Origin of the sequence: uncultured Lutibacter sp., from assembly GCF_947493565.1 — a bacterium.
Classification (GTDB): domain Bacteria; phylum Bacteroidota; class Bacteroidia; order Flavobacteriales; family Flavobacteriaceae; genus Lutibacter; species Lutibacter aestuarii.
In genome coordinates this window covers 1-23136 of record NZ_CANLRG010000014.1, presented here as the reverse complement: position 1 = coordinate 23136, position 23136 = coordinate 1, and the positions used below count along the sequence as shown (strand labels likewise).

Genomic DNA, 23136 nt, shown 5'->3' with positions numbered 1-23136 from the left:
ATTTTTTTTATACAGTGTTAGCTGTTGTTATTTTTTTTAATCCGAAATATGTCATTAATGTTCCAATTCCAAATAATGCCCAATAAATAAAATTAAATTTAAGTCCGATAATCCATTCATAAAATACTCCGCCATAATTTGCAAATAACATCCAAGATAAATTGGTAAGAAAATGAAGGATTATTGAATAATAAATGTTCTTAGTTTTATAATATATTAAACAAGATATAATTCCAAAAATGAAAGTCGGTAAAAGATTTCTATAGCCAGGAAGATGAATTAAAGCGAAGCATATACTTGACGTTATGATTGATATATTCAAGGAATATTTTTTCAATAATCTTGTGAAGATTAATTTTCTAAAGAGAAGTTCTTCAAATATTGGAGCGAGAATTAGAGCTGTAATACCTCTGTAAATCAGAGAAATGTTTGAGCTTTCTGAATATTCAAATGGTTCAAGTTCAATTCCATTTAAGTAGTCAATAATATTGCTAAAGTCAAAAAAAGGTCTATCAAAAAATTCAAGTCCAACTGTTAATATTAAAATGTAAAATATAATTCTTAAATTCAATTTCTTTAAATTATCAATTCCATTATTCCACTCAAAATTGGTTCTAAAAAAGAGCAAAAATATTGTTGTATATGATAGGATTAAAGGTACTCTACTCGTAATTCCAAAATAATGAATTAAGTTCTCATTGCTTATATGATTTTTCACTTGGGGTTCTATAAATTCATAAAATCCTAATGATATAGCAACCTGAAATGCTATTAATAATGCAGTAAATAAGAATGCTTTGAGAATGTTCATTTATAATTACAGCTAACGGTTTTGGGTTTGATTTCGTTGCGTTAGTTTAACTCAAAGTTAATTAAAAATCTTAAACATTTGGCTAATCAGAGGCTTGTCGTACGTAAAACAAGCAAGCAATGAAATAAACCCAGTGTTAGCTAAAGTGGTTTTTTTATCATTATTGTAATCATTTTCAATTCAATTTATTTTCCTTCAGCGTTTTGCTATTCAAGTCGTTTAATTTGCTCAAATCTTAAATTTCTCATTTTAAGAAAAATAATCTTTAAAAACTTTTTTGAGTTTCGTTGCTCAAATCATTCCGTTTTCGTTGCTCAAAATCGTACAGTTAATCTTTCTGCGTTTCAATGATTTTTCCGTTTTCATTGCTCAATCATTTTAGAGTTTCAATGAGTTTTTTTCCGTTTCAATTTTCAAAATCGGTTTGAGTGGCAAATCGTTCCGTTATAATTTTAAATCATATTATTTTCTTAAAATCAATCTAGAATTTATCATTTAGTTTAATCAATCTTTTTATGAACTTTTCTAAAATCCGAGTTTCATCCTCCATTTTAGCTAACGGTTTAGTACATGAAAAGTTGCGATTTTGATTAGCAATTTTTCAAGTTTTAAATTTAGTATTTTTTTATTTTAGAAACATTCAATTTTAGAAAATTAAGCAATTTTTTATGTGCATTGTTAGCCACAGTAGGGCAGCACCCAACTTTAGGCAAAAACTAGCCTTAAATATTTACTCCAAAATCAACCGAATCAGAATGCCAGCCAAAAGTATTTAAATCCTCTTTTCAGCATTGATTAAGCAAATCAGAATCTAGATACAAAATCAATTTCATTGCATTTAGGTTGGTAGCTTAAAGTTTTCAATTACGCCTTTTTTGGAAAAGAACGAGTCAGAACGCAAACGAATTATTCATTTAAACTATTCATTTTTCAACCTAGTTTTTTTTTTGTTAAAAAACTAAATTTTTCTTGCGTTTAGTTCCCAAAAAAGGATTGAAATCGCACAATTTAACTTAAAGAACTTAATTTTAATTTGTTAATCAACTTATTCATAACCAACTAAATCGTTTTGCCCTGTTGTGGTTAACGGTCTTTTATATGATTTGTGCGACTGGAAAATCGGAGATTTTTCGGACGTAGCAAATCGGTTTGTTGAATGTTAATCGTTTCTTTTAACTCAAATTTAAGCATAAATTATATGAGTTGTTGTGGGTAGTTTTTTATCAATTAAATGATTTTCTGGTTTTTATTTATATCCTCTACCATTACAACTTGTACATTTCTTATATCCTTTTCCGTGACAAGAACTACACCTTTTTGAACCTCTATATCCAGTTCCGTCACAGTAATAACAAGATTTTTCTCCTCTACCGTCACAATAATAACAACTTGTACTCATATTTTTTATTTTTGTTTATTCATTTTATCTATTATATACCCAGTTATAGCACCAATCAAACAAAAGATTATGATACTAATTATAACACCAATCATTAAATCTTTATTATTAATAACACTCTCAATATGTTCTAAATATGAACCGATGCTTGAATAATATGATTGGAAAAAATAACTCAAAGGAATTCCTAAAATACCTCCGAGAATTGTAAAAGGTATAACCTTACTAATCTTCTTACCTTTATTTTTTATGTATACTAAATAAATGATTCCACCAATAATTATAAATGGAATTATAGATGTAATACTTGAACCTCCTGTTTGTAATAAAATAAAATTTTTCATACTTGTTTTTTGTTATATTAATTTATTCAATCAAATTCAATTATTTAATTTGACAATTGAATATTCGTAATCTTAAAGTTGTTGAGAAAATTTTAATGAGAATCTATCTTTTTCTTATGAAAATCTGACAGTTTCTACTCGAAAAATACCCACAAATGGTGTTGTGAGTTGTTCCTAATCTATAAATATGATTACATAATCTATTATCATAGAATTAAAACTATCATTATGATTTAATTCAATGATAAAGTTTTTTCTCAATGAATTTAAATTACAATACTTATTTTAAATTACTTGAATTCCCAATTAAGAAAATTAGTCGTTGATAAAGTAGTTTTTTTATATGTAGCTAGTTTGCTACTACATAAGCTCCACTTACAACGTTGAGATATCCAATACTACCATCATAATCAAGACTAGTTTTTACCCAGTTATCTCCTAATTTTTGAAGTACTGTAACTTTTTTTGTTCCAACACCTGCGCTAATTTTATATTTTTGTCCAGTTTGAATAAAATCTAGTGAGTCGACTGAGCTGCTAGACAAATTACTACTTGATGAATTTCCGAAAGAAACTAATACGATTGCTAAAAATCCAATTCCAGCTAAAATTGATAAAACATTTTTTTTCATTTCAATAATTATTTAATTAGTGCCTACTCCAAAATTCAGTTGGTTTTTCAGCTTGTTTCCAACATTATATTCAAGTCAAATTTGTTTTTTGACAATTTATAATCGTTTTTCGTATGTTGTAAGGAAGTTTATCTTTTTCACATTTATTTTTTAATTCTTCAAATTACCCACAACGAGTTTTTATAAGATTTGTGCGACTGGAAAATCAGAGATTTTTCGGACGTAGCAAATCGTTTGTTGAATGTTTGTCGGTTCGTTATTTAGTTTAAAAGTAAGCATAAATTTTATGAGGTGTTGCCTGTAGTTTTAATAATCAAATACAACGAGCTTTCCTATTCTATCAATTTCCTCTTGTGTCATTTCTCTCATTACTTTTTGTGATATTGCAATTATAAACTCCTTTTGTCTCGCAAGTGCTGATTTGTCGTAAATATTTTTTCCACTTTCTATTTTGTTCATAGTTCCAAGAATCCACTCAATATATTTAGTAGGTATTATTAAATCTCCAATATTATACCAATTTGTATAATAACCTTTAGGTAAATTATTGTTTCGAATGTTGTCACATTCACCTTTACAAGACCAATAAACATCCTTAATATGTTCATTTTTTTCGTCATAATTGAATATTTGAACGAAGTTTGCGTGATATTGATCTTTAAACATTTCTTGTAAGATATCTTTTCCACAAGTTTTACAATTTAAAGGAATGTATTCATCAGTAACTAAATGCAAAGGTTTAACTTGTTTATAGCTTTCTGGAAAATATCTCATTAATAAATCTGAATATCCAATTCTAATCAGATAATTTTCAATCAGTTTATAATCAAAGATTCTAACATCTTTTATTTTTTTATTTTCTTTTAGTTGTGTAATTCTTGTATTTAATCCAGAAGATGCAAGTGTAGAATAAAAACCTATAAATCCATCACAATTAAAAGACTCAATTCGTTCAAGTATATTTGGTTCATCAACTTCCTTTACAGAATTACTACTAGCTCTATTAGCAAAATGTTTACAACTCACAAGCCATTTAAATCTGTAGTTTCCAAGATTACCTTTAAGTTGTTCAGAAACTATTAAGTCTTTTCCTCCATCTGGACCTCTATCTACTGAACTTTCAATATAGTAACCAAGATGATTTAAAAAATCACGACAAAATAATTCCCATTCTTCTCCTGATTTATCTATTTCTTTAAAGTCTATCATTTTTTGCGTAATTACAGGCAACGTTCTCGGCTATGAGTAGTTGCGTGGTTTAGCACTTAACTTTGCAAGTACACACCTAACTGAAAATCCGCGAGGATTTTCAGAAGTAGGCGAGAACAAGCAATTACTTATAGCCATTGTTAGCAGTAGTTTTTATATAGTTATTTACTAGTCTGTATGTTTCGTTTATTAGTTCGTTAAATGATGAATTAGAATTCATAAATATTGCAATAGTTAAAGGTCGTTCAAATTCCCTCATAACTACAGTTCTTGTTCCATACCAACCTCCAGTATGCATTGCTAAATCTTTATTAATAAACCAACCCATACCATACTTTAATTCACTATTCGCCAAAAAAGAAAACCTTTCCTCAAATGGATTCGATTTCGGCCATTTTTTTGGAAGTGTTGAACTTGGTTTAAAAATTAAATCGTGTGTCTTTTTGGAAAGTATGTTATTATTTCGCAAAGAATTATCATATGCTAAAAAGTCATTTGCACTTGTATATACTGCACCATCTCCCATAATTCCATTCATATACCAGCCATCAACTTTTTTCCAATTATCTAAACTGTCTTTTTCATAGCAAAAAGCTCTTTCTTTAATTTCAATTGGATTTGCTAGATTATAGAAGTTCGTTTCTTTCATACCAGCTTTGTCAAAAATATTTTTCTTGGCATAATTTGAGAATTCCTCTCCAGATACTTTTTCGACCAATAAGGCTAAAACAAGATATGCTGTATTTGAATATTCCCAACCTTTGCCTGATGCGAATAATGGTTTTGGATTTGTAGCCAGCCATTCCAAAATATCTTTGTTTTCTACTATTTTGCTCCTGTCCCAATTGTTATCGAAATAAGCTTCATAGTCAGCAAGTCCTGATGTGTGATTTATTAATTGCTCAATGGTAATATTCGCGAAAACAGGATAATTCCAAAACTTACTAATAGAATCATTCAAGGAAAGTAAACCCTTATCCACAAGACTTAAAACACATAAAGCAGTAAATTGTTTACTAACAGAAGCCATTCTCATATTAGTGTTAATAGTAATCGGTGTTTTAGTTTCTAAATCTCTTAAACCATAACTTTTTCCGATAATCATTTCTTGGTTATAGGAAATTAATAAAGCAGCACCAGGTTCATTTATTCCGATTTTGGAATTGAATAGAGAATCTAATTTCACTTCAAGTTCTTCTAAACTTGTTGTGTTTATTTCCGCTTTTTTATCATTCGAATTCTTGCAGGAAATTAGAAGGAAAGCAAATGTTATTAATAAAAGGTGATTTTTCATTTGGTTGGTTTAAATTACTGCTAACGTTTATGTATAAGAATAGTTGCGGGTTTGTATGCGAGGATTTTCCAAAGGAAAATCAGACGTTACAAACACGCAACGACTTTTGATTAAGCACTAACCGCAATTATTTTTATACGGTGTTACCCACAGTTATTTTTCTTGAAGGTAATCGTTTCATAAGTTTCACGTAGTCAAATCTAATAGTTATTCCCACCAATATTTATATTTCCAACTACTAACTCCATTATGGTGAGAACACGTGCCGATACTTGTTGAAGATGAGTAACTTCCGTCTTTACACCTTGCGCCAATTCTTTTTCGAGAACTACAAGTAACAATTGTTAATGTTATTAAACCAATCGCAACATATTTTAAAAGGTTATTTCCAAACTTCTCGTAGTTTTTATGTTCATTTTTATTTTTTACTTTCTCTACTTTTTCTTGTTTAATTTTATCCCAATGTTTTAGATTTCCTTCTATTATTTGTTTATAATCTTCAATTCGCTTAATCCTATCTTGTGTAGAAAGTTTGTAAAGTTCCTTACTGGCTTGAGATACTGCAATCTCTACTCGATTGTTTATTCTTTTATGTTCACTCGATGATATTGCTCTGCCGTTATAAAATTTAGTGAAAAATGCTTGTTTAAGAATTCGTAATTCTTCACTGTGAGGTTTTTCAAATTCATATTTTTTTTCTCTACTATATGAATTCCAAGTTTCTTTTTTAATACCAAATGCTTTTCTTGTTAAATCTTCACGTTTTAATCTTTGGGTTTTTAATTCAAAATCTCTTCTATACTTGTCTTTTTTGTAACTATTGGCTGTATTCCATTCAATAAGAGAAATATCGAGTGAATTCCTTACCTTTTTGTCTGTTTTTTTCTTCTTCGCAGATTTTAAGAGGTAATTAATAATATATATTAAAATTACAACTCCGATTAAAACAAGGAAATTTATATCAAATATTATACATACTAATGGACCAAAAAGAATTATGCAACCCCAAATAGTATAATCGTAATTAGTTTTAGCCATTAAAGAATGATAATTTAAAAGTTCTTGCTCAAATTGTGGGTAACGGTTTTGTATATTAAAAGTAGCGGATTTTAGTCACTAACTTTATGTATTTGTACTGACCTTAAATTTATAAAATTCATTTCCGACTAAGCACCAAAACCGCTATTTTTTATATACTTTGTTGTGTGTAGTGCTTTTCCACAAACTAATTTTATAGGCTTTTATACTATTTATTAGCCAGTTCATAAATAATCAATCGATTGTAGAATGTAAATATGTCAGTTAGTTAAACTAAAATATGTCATAATTTCATAGAATTAAATGGGTTTTTTATAAGAAAACTGACTCTGTTTATTTTGGTATTTTTTTTGTTCTATTCAAATCGAAATCAATTAAGATTTCAAATTTGAAATAATGTTTAATTTAAATTTTTTAATTATGAGCAATTTAGCAACTGTTCCTAAAAATGGAAGTTTAGTGAACAACAATTCAAATCAAAACTTTCCAACTTTGTCTAATTGGTTAGATGATATTTTTAACAGAGACCTACCATCAGTATTTACTTCAAATTTCAACACTGGTATTACTTTACCGAAAGTAAATATTAAGGAAACTGCTGACGCTTTTGTAGTAGAAATGGCTGTTCCAGGTTTAAAAAAGTCAGATTTCCACATCGACCTCGATAATCAAGTATTATCGATTTCTACAGAAACGAAGGAAGAAAATGAACACAAGGAAGAAAACTATACTCGTAGAGAGTTTGGTTACTCCTCGTTCAAAAGAACCTTTAATTTACCAGAAAGTGTAAATGATGAAAAGATTAATGCAAAGTATGAAAATGGTATTTTAAATATTCTTTTACCAAAAAAAGAAGAGGCTAAACAAAAGCCTGCCAGAAGTATTAAGATTTCATAATTGTTTCACTAAATTTTATAGTAAAATATTGAGATGGATGCTGAAAAAATCAGCATCCTCTTAATAATAAGTTTAACTTAAAATCTAACAGTGATGAAAAAGTGTATTTTAATGTTTATGGTCGGCTTGTTAAGTGTTAGTTGTAAAGGACAAGAAAATGAAACTAAAAAAACTGAAAAAGAAGAAAATAGGACTAACATAGTTGAAGAGCCTAAAGGCACTTGGAAAGTCGATAAAGAATTTGACGAAAATGGAAATTTAATTAGATACGATAGTATTTATTCTTGGTCTTCCAACGGTCAGTATGACAATCTATCTTCTTTTGATAGAGATAGTTTGATGCAATCTTTTAAATCAAGATTTTTTACAAATTTTTCAAGATTTGAAAATGAAGGGTTTGAAGATGTTTTTTCTCAAGACTCCCTTTTTAGTAAACGCTTTTTTAATGATGATTTTTTTGAAAGTTCTTTTGGAAAGGAATTTATGGATATTGATAAAATAAGACAACAAATGATTGAAAGACAAAAGAAGTTCTTAGAAAAATATCAGTCCGAATTTATTAAACCTGAAGACGAAAACTAAATAGTTTTCGTTTTTTTTTCTTTTGTGTTCAGCCGTTATTTTCGCATTACACACAACGGGCTTTTATATGATTTGTGCGACTGAAAATCTGCAAGATTTTCCGCCGTAACAAATCGTTTGTTGAATGTTTATCGTTTCGTTTAAATCAAATTTAAGCATAAATTATATGAGTTGTTAACTAATTTAGCGACACGTTATGCTGATAATTGAATTTTAGTATTTTCCGAGTTTTGTCATTCTTGTTTTTATTTTCTCGTTTTCTTTTTAGTTTTTAATTTATCTTTTTAGCGTTCTGTAATTTATTCTCCGTTTCAATTGTAAAATCAATCCGATTCATTGCTCAAATCGGTAGAGTAGAAGTGAACTCATTTCATCTAATATTCTAGACTCTATCTAATCTAAATTTTTCTGCACTTATCTTGGTTAAAATAAATTTTGGATTTTCACCTTTTCTCCAAGGAGCAAAATTATTTTCGTGCATCCACTTTCCAATATTCGAATTTCTAAACTCTGGACAATTTCTCCAAAACCCTGGAGATAATGAAACGTTAAAAGAATTATTTCCCTCAATTGATAATTCAAATTCGGTTATATTCTCAAATAAATATCTGTTTTTTTTTCCAACTCGGATTCCATAACCATTTCCTCTTGTATCGTGTTTTCCATCATTCCAAGAACTTACATTAATTTTCTCCATTTTTCTGTCGAGCTATTTTAGTTAACGGGCTTTTATAAGATTTGTGCGACTGGAAAATCGGAGATTTTTCGGTTGTAGCAAATCGTTAGTTGAATGTTTGTCGTTAGTATTAAATCAAATTTAAGCATAAATTATATGAGGTGTTGCCATTTAGCTGTTTTTTTGTCGTTATATTCAAGTTATTTTTCATAGTTGCAATCTTTGTTGTTATTGTATTTTAATCATTTTTCAAGTTTCTAGCAACATTTTCGTATTGCTACACGTTCATATTGCTTTCCTTATAGTCATTCTTGTATTCCTTCTCGTTTATTTTGCGTTCCTTACAGTCAATTTTGTATTCCTTCACGTTCATTTTGCATTCCTTACAGTCATTTTTGTGTTCCTCCACGTTGCTTTTGCATTTCCGCACGTCATTTATACATTTTTCACGAGTCATTGCTCAAATCTGACCGATTCAATTGTCAATCTGGGTAGAGTGGAAGTCAAATTGGAGTTTGTCGTACAACTAAAATATTGCTTTTAAAGAACATTTTATCTATTTAACTGAAATTCTGCAGTTAATGGCAACGGTTTTAGACATGAAAAGTTGCGAATTTGAAAGCGCAATTTTTCGATGTTTAAATTTATGTTTTTTATTTGTATTAACTTTAATATTTTGTTGAAAACTAGCAATTTTTTATGTGCGTTGTTGCCTGTTTTGGCTTTTCATTCTGGTGCTAAAAAATCGTACCATTTCAATTGTTAAAATGGTGAATTTGTCGATTATTTTAAATTTATCTTAAATACTTTTTCGTTTCAATTTCAAATCCGCTACAATTGTAAAAGTCGAAAATGTATTTCATTTAATTAGAATTGTCATTTTATAGATTTTGTTCTGCTCATTTCTCCGTTATTGTGCTAAAATCGAACCGTTTCAATATTAAAATCCGTTATGATTGGGAATTTATCCGTTTCAACTTTAAATTCCGTTATTGTGCTAAAAGTCGTACCGTTTCAATTTTTTAAATCATTTGGCTCGTGTCTCAGTCAGTTTAACTTAATTTAACTTAAAATACTCAGAATGTGGATTTCAGATCTGAAATCCGCCATTACAGGCAACGGTCTCGTGTATGAGTAGTAGCGGACTAAAACACTATTACTTTTCAGATAGCAATATACTTAATAAAAAGCAAAAACGGTTCAAGCTGGTACTTAAACCGCTATTACTTATACACCGTGTTGTACATTGTTACTGTTCATAACTCTATTACATTCTTTCCCGTAGAAATTATGTATTCTTTTGACTTCTTGCCTTTTATTATTTTTAGTTTTATATCGTAACTAGTTGCGGCAGTAATAATTTCTTTGCCATTTTTTTGCTCATATAGAAGTGAGACCGTAGCCTTTCCACACTGAATATTTTTGATTCCATGCCTAGTTTTTCTATTAATTATCCAATTTATCTTATGAGTTCTACCATTAATTCTAATTCCTAAAACATTTTCTATTAATAAAGCAATAGGCCCAACGCCAGTCCAACCAACAAAGTCTTTGCGAGCTAACTTTTTATCATTTTCAATGGTTGAAGGAGCAAAAGCATCAGGTGCATAGCATTCCCATAAAGTTCCTGTTTCTTTATACACATTATAAAGTCCATCTAGATATTTCTCTGCACATTCAGTAGCAAATTTCTCGTTATTTGTCTTTTCCAGTCCTTTAATAACCATATAATTGGTAGGAGCCCAAGTTCCCCCCCTCCAATAGTGTCCTTTTGCTGAGTATCCTTCTTCATCGGCAGCGAGAGAGGGGAATATATTTTTTCGCCAAAATTCTTTTGGGTTTTTTAGGTGTTCAATTAATTTTTCGTCTTGCTTTGGGGTTGTGATACCAGCTAGCATTGGCCAAAAAGAAGCTATGGTTTTTATTTTTTGCTGCTTTCCTTCTGTTCCGACGTCGTAGTAGATGCCATCTTCTTCATTCCAACACCATTCGTTAATCCGCTTTCCTAATTTTTTTGCTTTTTCTTTATATTTATTAGATTTTGTTTTGTGACCTAGGATTTTGCATATATTAGACAAATCGTTATAGTTCATTATCATTTGGCAGCTCATATCTACCCAACCAACGGGAGAAAAGCTACTGTGACCACCTGGGCGTCCTTTGTCTCTTGGGGTGTTGTCCATTCCTGATGCTTGTCCATTACTCCAATAAAGTTTATGAGGCGTGTTGTGAGACAATCGGTGCTTTTCCAGCCACTCTACATATTTTTCTAGTACTGGTAAAATCATTTCAAAGCGTGATTTGTCCCCAGTAAGTTCATAATTTTTCATTTCTACCCAACTAAAGATGGGGGGGTTGATAGCCCTAGAAAAATTTTCACCACCACCCCAAGGGTGGTCACTCCCGTCGGCTTCGGCGATAACTCGCCATATCAATCCATCTCTATGCTGGCGGCTATAAAAGTTATCATGCGATTCTATGGCAGGGAAAATAGTATGTCCATACCTAGCAAACATAATCATAAAATGAGTATCCCATTGAAAAATCAACTCATTAAATGCCTCATCAATAAAATTAGAAACGAAAGGCGATCCTTGGGGTGGTTTTTTAAAGTTAGAAAAGGCTATTTCCCATGTTTTCCAATACATATCCACCCAACCTTGATGATCTTCTAAAATTGGTTCAGGAAGTCGTTTTATACTTTCCGCAAAAATTGGTATTTCTTTGTTGTCATATGTTTTCTTGGTATAATAGCTTCCTCTTTCACTTTGAGCCATTATTGGCATATAAATCGTAAAAAGTATCAGAAAAGTTATATTTTTTTTCATATCTAAATGTATATAATGTACAACGGGCTTTTATAAGATTTGTGCGACTGGAAAATCGGAGATTTTTCGGTTGTAGCAAATCGTTTGTTGAATGTTTGTCGTTTTATATTTAGTTTAAATGTAAGCATAAATTTTATACATTGTTGGCTGTAGATTTATTCTTAAAATTTAAATCCTATTCCAAACTGCACTCCTAATTCAGTCAGTTTTTGGTGATGATTCTCTTTTTCAAATGGAATTACAGAATGTCTTTTGAAATTTGGATTTACAAATATCAAAAATCTGTCAAAATTATATTTTCCTCCAATTCCTAAGCCATATCCAATTCCAGACTGAGAGTCGGTTGAATTATCTGATGTTTGAAAATCTAAAATTGGTCCTCCATTTACAAATAGGTATTTCCAAAATGTATAATTAGCATAAATTGGAACTGAAACAATTTCTAATTTTTCATATCTCGATTGAATTGGTTCACCCGTAAACGAAGGTGTTATTTGCAAATCGCTCTTAGAGTAGCTAATTCCAGTTTCAATGTAAAAATCAGTAGAAAGTTGTCTTAAATATTTTATTCCAAATTGGTTGAAATTTGTTAATTCATAACCTCCAACTCCATCTAAACTTTGATTCTGCAAAAATTCAGCATAAGAAGTTCCATAATAAACTCTTAACTCATTGGAATTTTGAGAATAACTATTTATAGTCAAAATAGCAATGACTATCATTAAAATAATTCTTATTTTTTTCATATTAATCTTTTTTTTAATTTACAGCCAACGGCTTCGTGTTATGATGTGTTGCGTTGGTAAGGAACTAAGTTAGTAAAAAGTCACGAACCAGAGGAAAATCCGTAGGATTTTCCGAGTAGGCTGGTAGTAGCAATGCATTATACACGTTGTTGTACAACGTTATTTTAATTCGCGTTCTGTTTTTTACAACCATTTGTTCTTTCTTCTTTAGTTAAAGTCCAAACGTTAATTACTTTTCTTTCTAATTTGTTTTCAGAATCTGGTTCAATCAATTCAATTTCAATAATACTTTCAGTCGCAATTTTAAAATCAGAATTTTCTATTAAATATCCATTTACATAAATTTCATTATTTTTTTCAATTCCGAAAAATTCATTCAGTTCAGTCTGTGTTTTAAAAGTGGGTTTATTCTTTAGAGTGAAAAAAACAATTCCGTTTTCTGTCAGATTGAAGAATTTATGTTCTTTTCGATTTGGTTTATCTTTCAAAACACTCATTTCAAGTATCAAATCCTTTTTTGTTCCGATTGTACTTTCATTCGCAATAATATCCTTTTCAATAATAATTGTTGGACAATTACTTTTCGTAAATGATAATTTCACATAGCTTTCTTGAGAATAGATATTCGAAAAAAATAAAGCAAAAATAAATGTGAATAATATTTTGTTCATACGAGTTTCGTTAATGTTGTACAACGTGTTTGTGTATGATTTCGTTGCGTGTTTCAGCAACTAATTTAGTAAATACAAACCGAATAGAAAATCCGCGAGGATTTTCGTAAGTAGGCTAGTACTAGCAATGAATTATACACGGTGTTGCCACCAGTTATTTTTTCCATTTGTTTCTTTTTTCATTCCATTCTTTCCAGAACTGCAAATAACCTTTTCGGTCAAATTCGTCTTTTGGGATTTCCTTTTCAGGACTATTTTTATAAAACTCCTCAACTTGGTCGACAAAATTTAAAACTTCGTTTTTATAATTTTCAAAGTCAATTTTTGTTTTAGTTCCGTTTTCTGTTTTCAGCGTTACAATTCCGTTTTCGTGAGTCACTTCCCAATCAATTCCAGTCGGACAACTTCCAATATAAACTTCTTCCATATCATTGTCAAAAACTAAAAAGTGTCCACAGCAAGGAATTAATTGGTCTCCAACAGGATTTTCTTTCGTGTGATTCCGTTCCAAAGTCCGAAGTAAGAGTTGAGCAGTTGCACTAATCGTCCAACCATCATTTTCGCTTTGGTCAACAACAATTTCGTTTCCAATTTTCACTCGCACTTGTCCGTGAGCACATAAATCCGTTTGAGTATCTTCTTCAGATATCCAATTTGTCTTTAAAAGTTCAATTTTGAATTTATTCGAGGTCATTTTTTAATTGGTGGCAACGGCTTATGGTATGGAAAGTTGCGTTTTTGAAAACGTAATTTTCCGATGTTTAAATTTAATTTTTTTATGTTTTAGAAACATTCTATTTTATTGAATTTAGCAATTTTTTATACCAATTGTTGGCATTAGTTTTATTTTTTTCGAAGATCTGTTAATTCATATTTCGAACCAGCATCTATCAATTGCTTTTCTATATAATCAAATTCTTCTTCTAATTCATTTATTGAATTATATTTATTGTGGCTCCTCAGCTCTTTATTTACATATAGTGTCTGTGCTATCAATTTATAATCAAAGACCTCAAATACGTCTCCTTTTGTAGTTTTGTATCTTAATGTTTTCATTTTTTTAATCAAATATTATGCTTTTCGTAATTGGGTCGGTCGAATGCAGAAATTGTCCAACCATATAATTCATATTGCTATAAGCTATGTTTTCGTCTATTTTATATTTTGTGTTTTGGTTCAGATGTGAAATTGTCTTTTCATAGGCTTCCTCAACAGTATTAATTAGACCTCGATTTGATACAAATGAAAAGTGGGTTTTTCTGTAACTAATAAAGCCCCATTCTTTTAAGTCTACGACAAAGGAATAATCAGGAGTGCTATGAATAAAAATATGAAAAACACTTTCAAATTTTATCATCCACGTATAACCTCCATATTTATTTTTATCACTGTATCTACTAAAACTACTCATTATCTATTTTTTAAATTAGTCAACCATTGTTGTATTTATCGGTTTGTATATAGAAAAGATTAATTTCTGTTTATTTGGTAAAATCAAAGTAAGTGATGTGTCATCTAAATACGCCAATTGATTCGTTCCATATTTTGGAGAGTCATAATGAATAACCATTTTTCCGTTTACTTTTTCTTCTTCTCTTTGTGTATTATTCAAATAAATTAATGATTTAGATTCTTTTATTTCCTCATCAACTACAATGAAATTGTTACTATTATTTACTGACACAAGAGCACTAATAAATTTAGAAGTTCTTTTTGTTCCGTCAAATTGAGTTGTTGTAACATAATTGAATTTTGAAAGTATTTCAAGTTTGTCTTGTGCTTTAACAATAAAAAGATTTAAGATGATAAATATATTTAGGAATATTTTTAACATTTACTATTGATTTTTTAATTATAATATACTTTGTTTAGCATATCTAAACTTTGTTCAATTTGTATTTTAACATTGTCCGATAAATAATAATGTTTTTTTAAATACACTAATATTTTGCTAGATTCGTGCATCCACATTCTCAATTTAGTTCCTCTATGTGAATTTTCTACTTCTGGGTTTTTCAATGTTAGCCTTGCCTCGTTTATGGGGAAATTTAAAACACCAATTATGCAAATCGCTGTAGAGTCTGAAAGTTGTTTATAGATATTGTTTGAACATCCAACAACATTTTGTATTTTATATAAAGATTTTTCATTTATTTCCATTATATCTTGAGCTAGAATAACAGGTCGCTCCATTATCATATTTTTAATCTCGGAAGTAATATCTTCATTAATATCAGTTTCAACACCCATCATTAATCCAATTGTTGCAGATATAGTTTCAATTCCACTTATTATTTTAATTGCTCTTTGATTTGTTTCGTAATCTTCAAAGACTCTCATAGTTTGTTTTTTTTTAATTAATGCCAACGGTTTTGTGTATGGTTAGTTGCGTTTTTAAGCAACTAATTTAGTAAACAAAAACGAACGCGAGAAAATTCCGAAGGAATTTTCCAAATAGGCAACGACCAAAGCAATTAATTATACACGTTGTTGGCAAATCGTTTTTTATTCCGTCTCAATTTTCCAGTTTTCAGTATTCAAAACTCCATCTATTATATCATAATCAGGTAGTTTCTCAAAATTAATTCTCAATTTCGTTCCGATATAATTTCTAAACACAATATTGTCAATTCCCAAATCGAGATTTAGATATTCTGTTTTAAAATCTTTGTCAATAATTCCAATTTGGTCATAATCCGCAATAATGAATTTGTCCTTTGTTGGTAATTCGGCTAATTCTCTAAATTCAGTTTGTTGGTCAAAAAAGAGAGTTTCTCTTTTGTCAATATCCAATATATAAAGTCCATCACTTGTCAAAACAGCCACTTGATTTATTTTTTCCGCAATTGCAGTTTTCTTTGGTTCTCTACGAAAAGCTCCAATCCATTCAATTCCGTCTTTTGTTGTGAATTTTGTCCAACTCCAAATTTGACTTTTCCAAACTGTATTTAAGTCAAAAGTTTTCTCTTCATATTCTCCAGAGGTAGGTTGGTAAATAAATTCAGCTTTCAATTTTTTCTTTCAGTTTTGGGTTTGGTCAAAATGTTTGCCAACGATTTTGAATATGATTTCGTTGCGATAAAGTCGTAAGACTTATCGTAAATGAAATCAAAGTTTAAATTTAAGATATTTTGTCGTAAAGCGACAAAAACCTAGCAATGAATTATATGCAGTGTTGCAATTTCGTTGTTTTTCAATCATTTTATTTATCCTTTTTCAAATCAATTTATATTCATTCAGCGTTTTGCTATTCAAATCCTTTTATTTTTTAAATCTTAAATTTCTCATTTTACGACAATTTATCCTTAAAATATTTTTTGAGTTTCGTTGCTCAAATCATTCCGTTTTCGTTGCTCAAAATCATAAAGTTTTTTATTTCGCGTTTCAATGAGTTTTTTCCGTTTTCATTGCTCAATCATTTTTAGAGTTTCAATGATTTTTTTTCCGTTTCAATTTTAATCAGTTTATTTTCTTAAAATCAATCTGGAATTTATCATTTTAGTTAATCAATATTTTTCAGAACTTTTTTTCGTTTTGAGTATCGTCGCACAATGAATTGCAACGGTAAATTGTATGAGTAGTGGCAGATTGCGTGGTAGTTTCCTGTCAAACCGCTACTCAGTTTGAGCGGGCTACAAACCTTGATATTTAGCACATTGCCTGCCATTACTTATACAAAATGTTGTGTGTTGCCGTTTTATCAACTTAATAGAAACTACAAATATTTGTCAAACCACTCTATCAAATTGGTCATAGCTTTATCTCCAGTTTCATTGCTATATTTTCCATTTTTATCCATCCAGATGTGTCCAACATTTTCAAATACTATTTTTTTACACTCAACTCCTAAATCCTTTAATTCATTTGTAATAATATCCGACGGTTCCGTAATAAATGGATTGTCATTTTCTCCATACATAATTAGGGTTGGGGGCATTTTGTTTGAAATATAATGTTTTAAAGATAAAGAGTCTAGTTCGCTGTTAGAAATATTCAATGAAGGAAGAGCTTTTCTGACTTCTATATTTCTTTTATTTAAATAATCATAACCTGCAGGAAAATATAAGACAACAGTTTTCAATTTATTTTCATTTTGTGGATTGGCAGCTAAAAATGCAGCTAAATATCCGCCGGCACTTCCTCCACAAATACCAATTCTGTCTTTTGATACATTGTATTTTTCGGAATATTTATTTATATAAGAAATTGCATATTTCAAATCATTTGTAATTTCATTTAACTTATATTTTGGTGTACTACTGTGTTTTACGTCAAAAACAGTGTATCCATTTTTTAACAATTCTTCGAAGCTAAATTGTTGTGAGTATTCGGGTTGAATATCAGTTTTATGAATAGAGATGTAGTTATTGCCATTTCTAATACTCAAAGAATCATTAATTTCTTTGTACTGTTTAGAGAAAAAAGGTGATTGAAATCCTCCACTGTTAATGAAAATTACTCCCTTTTCATTATTATTTTCGGGTACATATATATCCATTAAAAGACCCATTCCGTCTTTGTGATGATAAACAACATCTGGATAAATTTTTATATTACTACCATTTTGTGCAAAAACGTTCGTTAATGTAATTGAAAGTAAGATTGCTATAATTGATTTTTTCATTATTTCCTCATTTTATTTAAAGTTCATTCAAAAGACGATTAAGTTTATCACGGTTACACACAACGTGTTTGAATATGTTTTGTAGCGATTTTAAGCAATAAATTTAGTAAATAATTACTGACCAAGAAAATCCGAGAGGATTTTCGTAAGTGTGCTAAAACCAAGCTATAAAATATATGCAGTGTTAGGCAAAGTTATTTTATTCTTTATTCGATTCATACAATGCAACAAAATCTGATTCTTTCAATATTCTTAAATTTTGTCCTTTAATTTTCAATTCCTCTGCTTTCAAGTGTTTAGAACTTTTATTTTTTCCTGAAAGTCTGCTAATATCTTGGTCTCCAACAACTAAAAGAGTTGTTTTTTTCGTTACACTGTTTACAACGTTGCAACCAATTTCAGATGCAAGCAAAGAAGCTTCTCTTCTCGGAATTTGCAGTGAACCTGTAAAAACTAAAACTTCTCCGAATAAATTTCCATCTGGATTTCCCTCTTTTGAAACAGATTTACTATAAGTTTTTGCATTAGCTAAAATAGGATTATTAACTCTTGTTATCCATTCGTCAATTGTGTTATCTTCTTCTTTAATTGCAGAAATTAAAATATGAGCTGAAGCCTTTGCATCTTCCAAAGCATCGTGATGATTGAATGAATAGCCTAATTTTTTACAAACATTAGCAAGTCCGTAACCTTTATATGCAAATTCATTCCAACATCTTCGAGCAACTTTTGCTGTATCTATCCAATTATTTTGGATTGCAGGAAGTCCATATTTTTCACAAGTTCTATTTATTGAAACTCTGTCAAAATGAGTGTGACAAACACAAACATAATTTTCTAGATTTTGTTTAAGAACCTCATATATTTCTGGAAATTTTGGGCTTTCAATTACATCATCTTCGGTAATGTTGTGTATTGACTCATTCCAAAAGTCAAAATAATCTTCTGGATTGATTAAACTTGACCATTCTTTCTTTATTTGACCATTTTCATAAATTACAAATCCAATTTGACAAATTGACGCCATATCAGAATTAGCAGTTTCAACGTCGATAGCTAGAAAGTCCATTAGTTATCATTTTTTAATTTTTCTAAATCCATTGTAAATGTAACTGTCATTTTTGTTTTTGTACAAGTCAAAACTATTTCCTCGTCCATATCAATATCCAAATCTTCTCCTCGAAGTGCTTGCCATTTAGCAATGTAATTTAATGCACCATTTTTTTCCTTTTTCTTTAAAGCTTTATCAACTCCGCCTTTATATCCAAGAACTGGTAATTCTCCTCTTTTTGCTTTTTCTGCTAATTCAGGTTCTTTTATTCCCAATTTTCTACCGACTTCATAATTTTTTATCAAGCCTTTGTCTTCTTGTATCCAAGTTTCTTCCCAAGTCAGATTCTCTCTATCAGGTTCTGAAAAACTTCTGTAAATTCTTGTCATTGTCGTTGGTTTTTAATTTTGCCTAACGGTAAAGTATAAGAATAGTAGCGGATTTCTAAGCATCTACTTTTCGGTTATACACAGACCTTTATTTATATTTACTTACTTTCGTTTTAGCGATTAAACCGCTATTATTTTTATACATTGTTAGCCACTGGCTTTATTCGGCAAATGCAAATTTTTCAATATGGTAATTCTCATAAAGCAGAAAACTTGCATAAGGTTTTATCATTTTTGAAATGAAATCGTCAATTTCAATTTGTTTCAAATGTTCATCATCCTTTCTCATTTTCTGCATAATACTAAAAAGAAAAAGACTATGTAAATAAACAGACAAGAAGTATTTATCTTTAATATATCTAATTTCCTTTTCTGTTTTTATTTGATTTTTTGACAAGAAATTTAATAGGCTATATGAGTCCATATTGATAATTATAGCCTCAACAAGCAAATCACCATCTTCACTTGTGTCTTGAAGTACTTTTACAATATCTTCTCCTGTCCATTTTAAACTATCATCACTCCAAGGAATATCCGATTCATTGATTGGTTTTTCAAATGACTTCTTTGGAATAGGCAAATTTGGAAATGATTCTGTTGGGTTTTTATCTTTTTCTTTTGGTTTACTAATTTTTTCATCAACTTTCACATCAAAAACACAACTAAAATCTTTCCCGGGTGAAGTAAGTTTTGCTCTAACTTCAAGTAAGTCTCCAACATTAGCTTTTTCATTGGGTTTAATTAATAACTTAATTGTACCATCTGATGGACCAACTCTGTTAACTGTTAAAACGTCTGAAGTAACATTAGGGTTTGGATTTGGATTAGAGTCAACTGGTTTGTCAGTTTGATTTTGCTTTTGAAGTACTTCTATTTGAAATTCGCCCTTCTCAATTGGACGAAATAGATAGTCGTCCTCAACATCTGTTTCAATAGTTACAATGCCATTCGAGTTTAATGGAATCGTCCTGTATAATTTTCCTTCTTTATTTTCTTTGAGGTTAACATTAAAAACTCCAGGAAATCTATTAAGTTTTTTTCCGTTTTTCTTTTCATTTGTATTTTTACCATTGAATTGTTGTCCTTTAGATTTTAAAAAATTTAGAGAACCATTTTTCTTTAATAGATTCAATACATCTTTGTCAACAGGTAGTTTTGAAAGGAAGTTTTCTAATAAATCTTTATCCGATTTTGAATCTCTTAATAGTGAATTTTTACGGTCATTATTTAAAGTTTTTAATTCTTTACTTTTTTTGAGTAAACTTGTTATTTCGTCAATTAATTTTTCGGTTTTTGGTCCTTGCTTAAGATGAGTTCTGTTTGACATAAACAAATCTTGTCTAATTTCTGTCGGAATTTCTGTGCAATCTACGTGTATTAGTGTATGCTGTTTAATTAGAGAAAAACCAAGACTTTGAGAAATAAATGATTGCCCTTCTGAACCGTGAACTTGTCCATTTTGTGTGAATATTATGGATTTGTTTTTTATAAAGTCATTGTGTGGAACTTCATTTTTGAATATTATTACTTGAATGGGAATATTACCAAGACCAGATTCTTTTGGAATCAAAAATTCAATTATTTTTTCAACTTTATCGCGACTGTCAATTATTATCCTTGTTCTATTTCCAAGTACTGGCTTGTTAGGTGTTTTTCCAGCATAATCCCTTTTTTCATAAACACTAATAGGTAAAGGAAGATGGTACATATACTGGTTTAAGTCTCTCCATAAATCAAGAGTTAAATCTGACCTTGAACCACGAGGTAATTGATAAGAGTATAATTTTACTATTGAACCATATTCAAACTTTCTGTTATAAAGACCTAATTCTAATGTTTTTGAATTAAAGCTTGGTATATTGCCGTTAGGACTAAAAAACTCGTACCAAGTTGCTTTGAAATTACCATCATCTGAATTTATAGATAGTGGATGTCTTCTAACTAAAGTAAAACCAACCTCGCTGTCAATTCCGTTATTTAATTCTTTATTTCTTTTTGAAGCAATTAATTGATACTTTTTTTCTCCACAGAAAACGACTGCACCAGTAGAACCCATATTATATTTCCCTTGTACAAATTGAATGCTTGCTTTATTATTTTTGTGAAGTGATAAAAAGGTGTTTTCAAATTCATTTGGAAGTTGACCTTCTCCCATATCAAAAATTGTTATACTTGGCTGTTTTTTATCACCAGTTGCTATGATTTGAATGTTTTCAGCTAAAGTTCTTCTTTCGGTGTTTGTTAATTCTCCAATTTCTCCATTCTTAACACCATAAAATAATTCAACTGCTTCACTCATTGATTTTGGTGAATCATTTGATTTTGGGTCTAATCCGTTAAGTTTACATTCCTTAATTAATGTAGCATCAATTGAATTAGTAACTTTCTCTATCAAGGCAGGCACAGGATGATTTTGTTGGCTTTCGAATGTTCCAAAATTTCCTTTATTTCCACCATATGGTTTCCAGTTATTATTATTGTTGAATATCTTATGTTTTTTAATGATTTTTTCCACTTCTGTCTCTGAATCTGCATTGTAGAGTTCCCAAAATATTTTTTCCATAGCTAAAAATTGAATGTTGAATTATTGTCCTTTAAATTTTTCTTGAATAGCGTTTCCATTAATCTAATTTCTTCCTTTATAGCTTTCAGCATTTTGGCTATGTCTGCCTCTGTATATTCATAGTTGTTCTTATTTGAACATTTTGAAAGGCTTTGGATGTCATTGAGAATGTTTTCAACTCTACGAGAAGCAACTCTTTTAAATCTTTCCTTTTTTTGTTTTGAATTATCCATATTATGTGAATAAAATGCTATTTATAAACGCAAATATATAAAAATATACTACAATTGTATAAATATAGTAAAAAAAGATTTAATATAGAAAGTCGTTTCGCTTTTCAGCTTGTGGCTAACGGTTTAGGCTAGGAAAAGTTGCGGTTGGTAAACCGTAATTTTTCCGATGTTTGTTGTGTCGTATAAAGTTAATCGAATTTTCGTATTTAGCATAGTGTAGCAATTTTTTTTAGCCATTGTTGGCATTTCGTTATTTTATTTCTAATGTTAATCTGTTAGTTATATCATTAAAAATTTCTCTGTCTGCTATTGAGAAAAGAAGCATTTCTGTATAATATAGCATTTTAGATTTTTCCTCATTCCATAATTTATTACTTATTTCTTTTATCAGATAATTCAATTCTGAATAGGATTCTTTTTCTGGTATATAACTAGTCTTGTCTTTTTGGTTTATATACAATCGTTTATCCATTTCTGAAATATCCTTTGGAACATAATGTTGAATATTTTTCAGACGTATTAAAACACTCATTTCAAATGCAGTCATTTTCGAGTTTCGACCACTCGGTATTGGAAAGAAAATTTCTCCTGCTTTTTCAGATAATATTATCCAATTCAAAGCATATGCTACTCTTGAATCATAAATAATGTATTTTTCAGGAAACATATAAGCTCCAACTTTTGAAGCACTTGCAATTCTATTATATTTAGGATTGTCTGTTTCTAAAAAATCTTTAACTAACTCAATTGTATCTGAATCTTTTGCTGTTAAAATTCCTCCCCAATCTTTAATAATCCACAAACATAAATTATCAAATAATACTTTATTAGTTTTATAATATTCGTGAAGTTTTAAGTTTACTTTTTTCTTTAGTATTATTTCTTTCTCATACGAAGTTTGATTATTCAGACTATTTAATTCTGATTGAGTTATCACTCCTAAATCTACAAGTTTCTCAATTTTAGCATTCCAAGTGTAAAGTTCTGGAAGTTTATCTTTAAACTGCATTAGATAATTTGCAATTTTCTCTGTTTCAAATTTATATTTCATAGTTTTTTTCGGTAATGAATGCCAACGGTTTGGTACATGAAAAGTTGCGGGTTTTAAGGTGCAATTTTTCAAGTTTTAAATTTAGTATTTTTTTATTTT

24 protein-coding genes are annotated in these 23136 nt (G+C 29.6%); 2 read left to right on the top strand and 22 right to left on the bottom strand.

Annotated features, from left to right (window positions below; all coding sequences use genetic code 11):
• Nucleotides 1-7: 7 nt before the first annotated feature.
• The 7 genes from Q0714_RS13930 to Q0714_RS13900 form a co-directional block, all read right to left on the bottom strand.
• Nucleotides 8-811, bottom strand: a complete 804-nt coding sequence (locus tag Q0714_RS13930; RefSeq protein WP_298266125.1) for a CPBP family intramembrane glutamic endopeptidase — start codon at nt 809-811, stop codon at nt 8-10.
• A 1246-nt stretch (nt 812-2057) separates the two neighbouring features.
• Complete coding sequence (locus Q0714_RS13925; RefSeq protein WP_298266123.1) at nt 2058-2210, bottom strand: hypothetical protein; 153 nt, start codon at nt 2208-2210, stop codon at nt 2058-2060.
• A gap of 5 nt (nt 2211-2215) precedes the next feature.
• The gene (locus Q0714_RS13920; protein WP_298266121.1) at nt 2216-2554 is read right to left on the bottom strand and encodes a hypothetical protein; all 339 of its coding nucleotides are present in this window, start codon (nt 2552-2554) and stop codon (nt 2216-2218) included.
• A 349-nt stretch (nt 2555-2903) separates the two neighbouring features.
• On the bottom strand, nt 2904-3185 hold the full coding sequence (locus tag Q0714_RS13915; RefSeq protein ID WP_298266119.1) for a hypothetical protein: 282 nt from the start codon (nt 3183-3185) through the stop codon (nt 2904-2906).
• A gap of 306 nt (nt 3186-3491) precedes the next feature.
• Nucleotides 3492-4394, bottom strand: a complete 903-nt coding sequence (locus Q0714_RS13910; protein ID WP_298266117.1) for a restriction endonuclease — start codon at nt 4392-4394, stop codon at nt 3492-3494.
• A 124-nt stretch (nt 4395-4518) separates the two neighbouring features.
• The gene (locus tag Q0714_RS13905; RefSeq protein WP_298266115.1) at nt 4519-5688 is read right to left on the bottom strand and encodes a serine hydrolase; all 1170 of its coding nucleotides are present in this window, start codon (nt 5686-5688) and stop codon (nt 4519-4521) included.
• Nucleotides 5689-5895: 207 nt separating this feature from the next.
• Complete coding sequence (locus Q0714_RS13900; RefSeq protein ID WP_298266113.1) at nt 5896-6726, bottom strand: DUF3761 domain-containing protein; 831 nt, start codon at nt 6724-6726, stop codon at nt 5896-5898.
• Between the two features lie 420 nt (nt 6727-7146).
• Here Q0714_RS13900 and Q0714_RS13895 point away from each other — a divergent pair, with 420 nt between their 5' ends.
• Both Q0714_RS13895 and Q0714_RS13890 read left to right on the top strand, forming a co-directional pair.
• Complete coding sequence (locus tag Q0714_RS13895; RefSeq protein ID WP_298266111.1) at nt 7147-7623, top strand: Hsp20/alpha crystallin family protein; 477 nt, start codon at nt 7147-7149, stop codon at nt 7621-7623.
• Between the two features lie 93 nt (nt 7624-7716).
• The gene (locus Q0714_RS13890; RefSeq protein WP_298266109.1) at nt 7717-8205 is read left to right on the top strand and encodes a hypothetical protein; all 489 of its coding nucleotides are present in this window, start codon (nt 7717-7719) and stop codon (nt 8203-8205) included.
• Between the two features lie 382 nt (nt 8206-8587).
• Here Q0714_RS13890 and Q0714_RS13885 read toward each other — a convergent pair whose 3' ends face one another.
• From Q0714_RS13885 to Q0714_RS13815, 15 genes are all read right to left on the bottom strand, one after another.
• Nucleotides 8588-8902 carry a hypothetical protein gene (locus Q0714_RS13885; protein ID WP_298266107.1) on the bottom strand — a complete coding sequence of 105 codons (315 nt, stop codon included), beginning with the start codon at nt 8900-8902 and terminating at the stop codon, nt 8588-8590.
• Between the two features lie 1235 nt (nt 8903-10137).
• Nucleotides 10138-11709, bottom strand: a complete 1572-nt coding sequence (locus Q0714_RS13880; protein ID WP_298266105.1) for a trehalase family glycosidase — start codon at nt 11707-11709, stop codon at nt 10138-10140.
• A 161-nt stretch (nt 11710-11870) separates the two neighbouring features.
• Nucleotides 11871-12455, bottom strand: a complete 585-nt coding sequence (locus Q0714_RS13875; RefSeq protein WP_298266103.1) for a hypothetical protein — start codon at nt 12453-12455, stop codon at nt 11871-11873.
• Between the two features lie 164 nt (nt 12456-12619).
• The gene (locus Q0714_RS13870; protein ID WP_248413573.1) at nt 12620-13126 is read right to left on the bottom strand and encodes a hypothetical protein; all 507 of its coding nucleotides are present in this window, start codon (nt 13124-13126) and stop codon (nt 12620-12622) included.
• A gap of 154 nt (nt 13127-13280) precedes the next feature.
• Entirely contained in the window at nt 13281-13820 is a 540-nt protein-coding gene (locus tag Q0714_RS13865; protein ID WP_298266098.1) for a hypothetical protein, read from the bottom strand.
• 149 nt (nt 13821-13969) lie between these two features.
• On the bottom strand, nt 13970-14182 hold the full coding sequence (locus Q0714_RS13860) for a hypothetical protein (RefSeq protein WP_298266096.1): 213 nt from the start codon (nt 14180-14182) through the stop codon (nt 13970-13972).
• A gap of 370 nt (nt 14183-14552) precedes the next feature.
• On the bottom strand, nt 14553-14960 hold the full coding sequence (locus Q0714_RS13855; protein WP_298266094.1) for a hypothetical protein: 408 nt from the start codon (nt 14958-14960) through the stop codon (nt 14553-14555).
• A 14-nt stretch (nt 14961-14974) separates the two neighbouring features.
• Nucleotides 14975-15466: a hypothetical protein gene (locus tag Q0714_RS13850; protein WP_298266092.1), complete on the bottom strand. Its 492-nt coding sequence runs from the start codon at nt 15464-15466 to the stop codon at nt 14975-14977.
• Nucleotides 15467-15631: 165 nt separating this feature from the next.
• The gene (locus Q0714_RS13845; RefSeq protein WP_298266091.1) at nt 15632-16138 is read right to left on the bottom strand and encodes a hypothetical protein; all 507 of its coding nucleotides are present in this window, start codon (nt 16136-16138) and stop codon (nt 15632-15634) included.
• A 703-nt stretch (nt 16139-16841) separates the two neighbouring features.
• Nucleotides 16842-17750 (bottom strand): alpha/beta hydrolase, encoded by a 909-nt coding sequence (locus Q0714_RS13840; protein ID WP_298266089.1) that lies wholly within the window; start codon nt 17748-17750, stop codon nt 16842-16844.
• Between the two features lie 199 nt (nt 17751-17949).
• The gene (locus Q0714_RS13835) at nt 17950-18819 is read right to left on the bottom strand and encodes an exonuclease domain-containing protein (protein WP_298266087.1); all 870 of its coding nucleotides are present in this window, start codon (nt 18817-18819) and stop codon (nt 17950-17952) included.
• Entirely contained in the window at nt 18819-19190 is a 372-nt protein-coding gene (locus tag Q0714_RS13830) for a hypothetical protein (protein WP_298266085.1), read from the bottom strand. The genes Q0714_RS13835 and Q0714_RS13830 overlap by 1 nt, the downstream gene beginning before the upstream one ends.
• Before the next feature lie 160 nt (nt 19191-19350).
• Nucleotides 19351-21753 carry a hypothetical protein gene (locus Q0714_RS13825; RefSeq protein ID WP_298266083.1) on the bottom strand — a complete coding sequence of 801 codons (2403 nt, stop codon included), beginning with the start codon at nt 21751-21753 and terminating at the stop codon, nt 19351-19353.
• Between the two features lie 2 nt (nt 21754-21755).
• Nucleotides 21756-21986, bottom strand: a complete 231-nt coding sequence (locus Q0714_RS13820; RefSeq protein WP_298266081.1) for a hypothetical protein — start codon at nt 21984-21986, stop codon at nt 21756-21758.
• A 250-nt stretch (nt 21987-22236) separates the two neighbouring features.
• Nucleotides 22237-23037 (bottom strand): hypothetical protein, encoded by an 801-nt coding sequence (locus Q0714_RS13815; RefSeq protein ID WP_298266080.1) that lies wholly within the window; start codon nt 23035-23037, stop codon nt 22237-22239.
• Nucleotides 23038-23136: the final 99 nt, after the last annotated feature.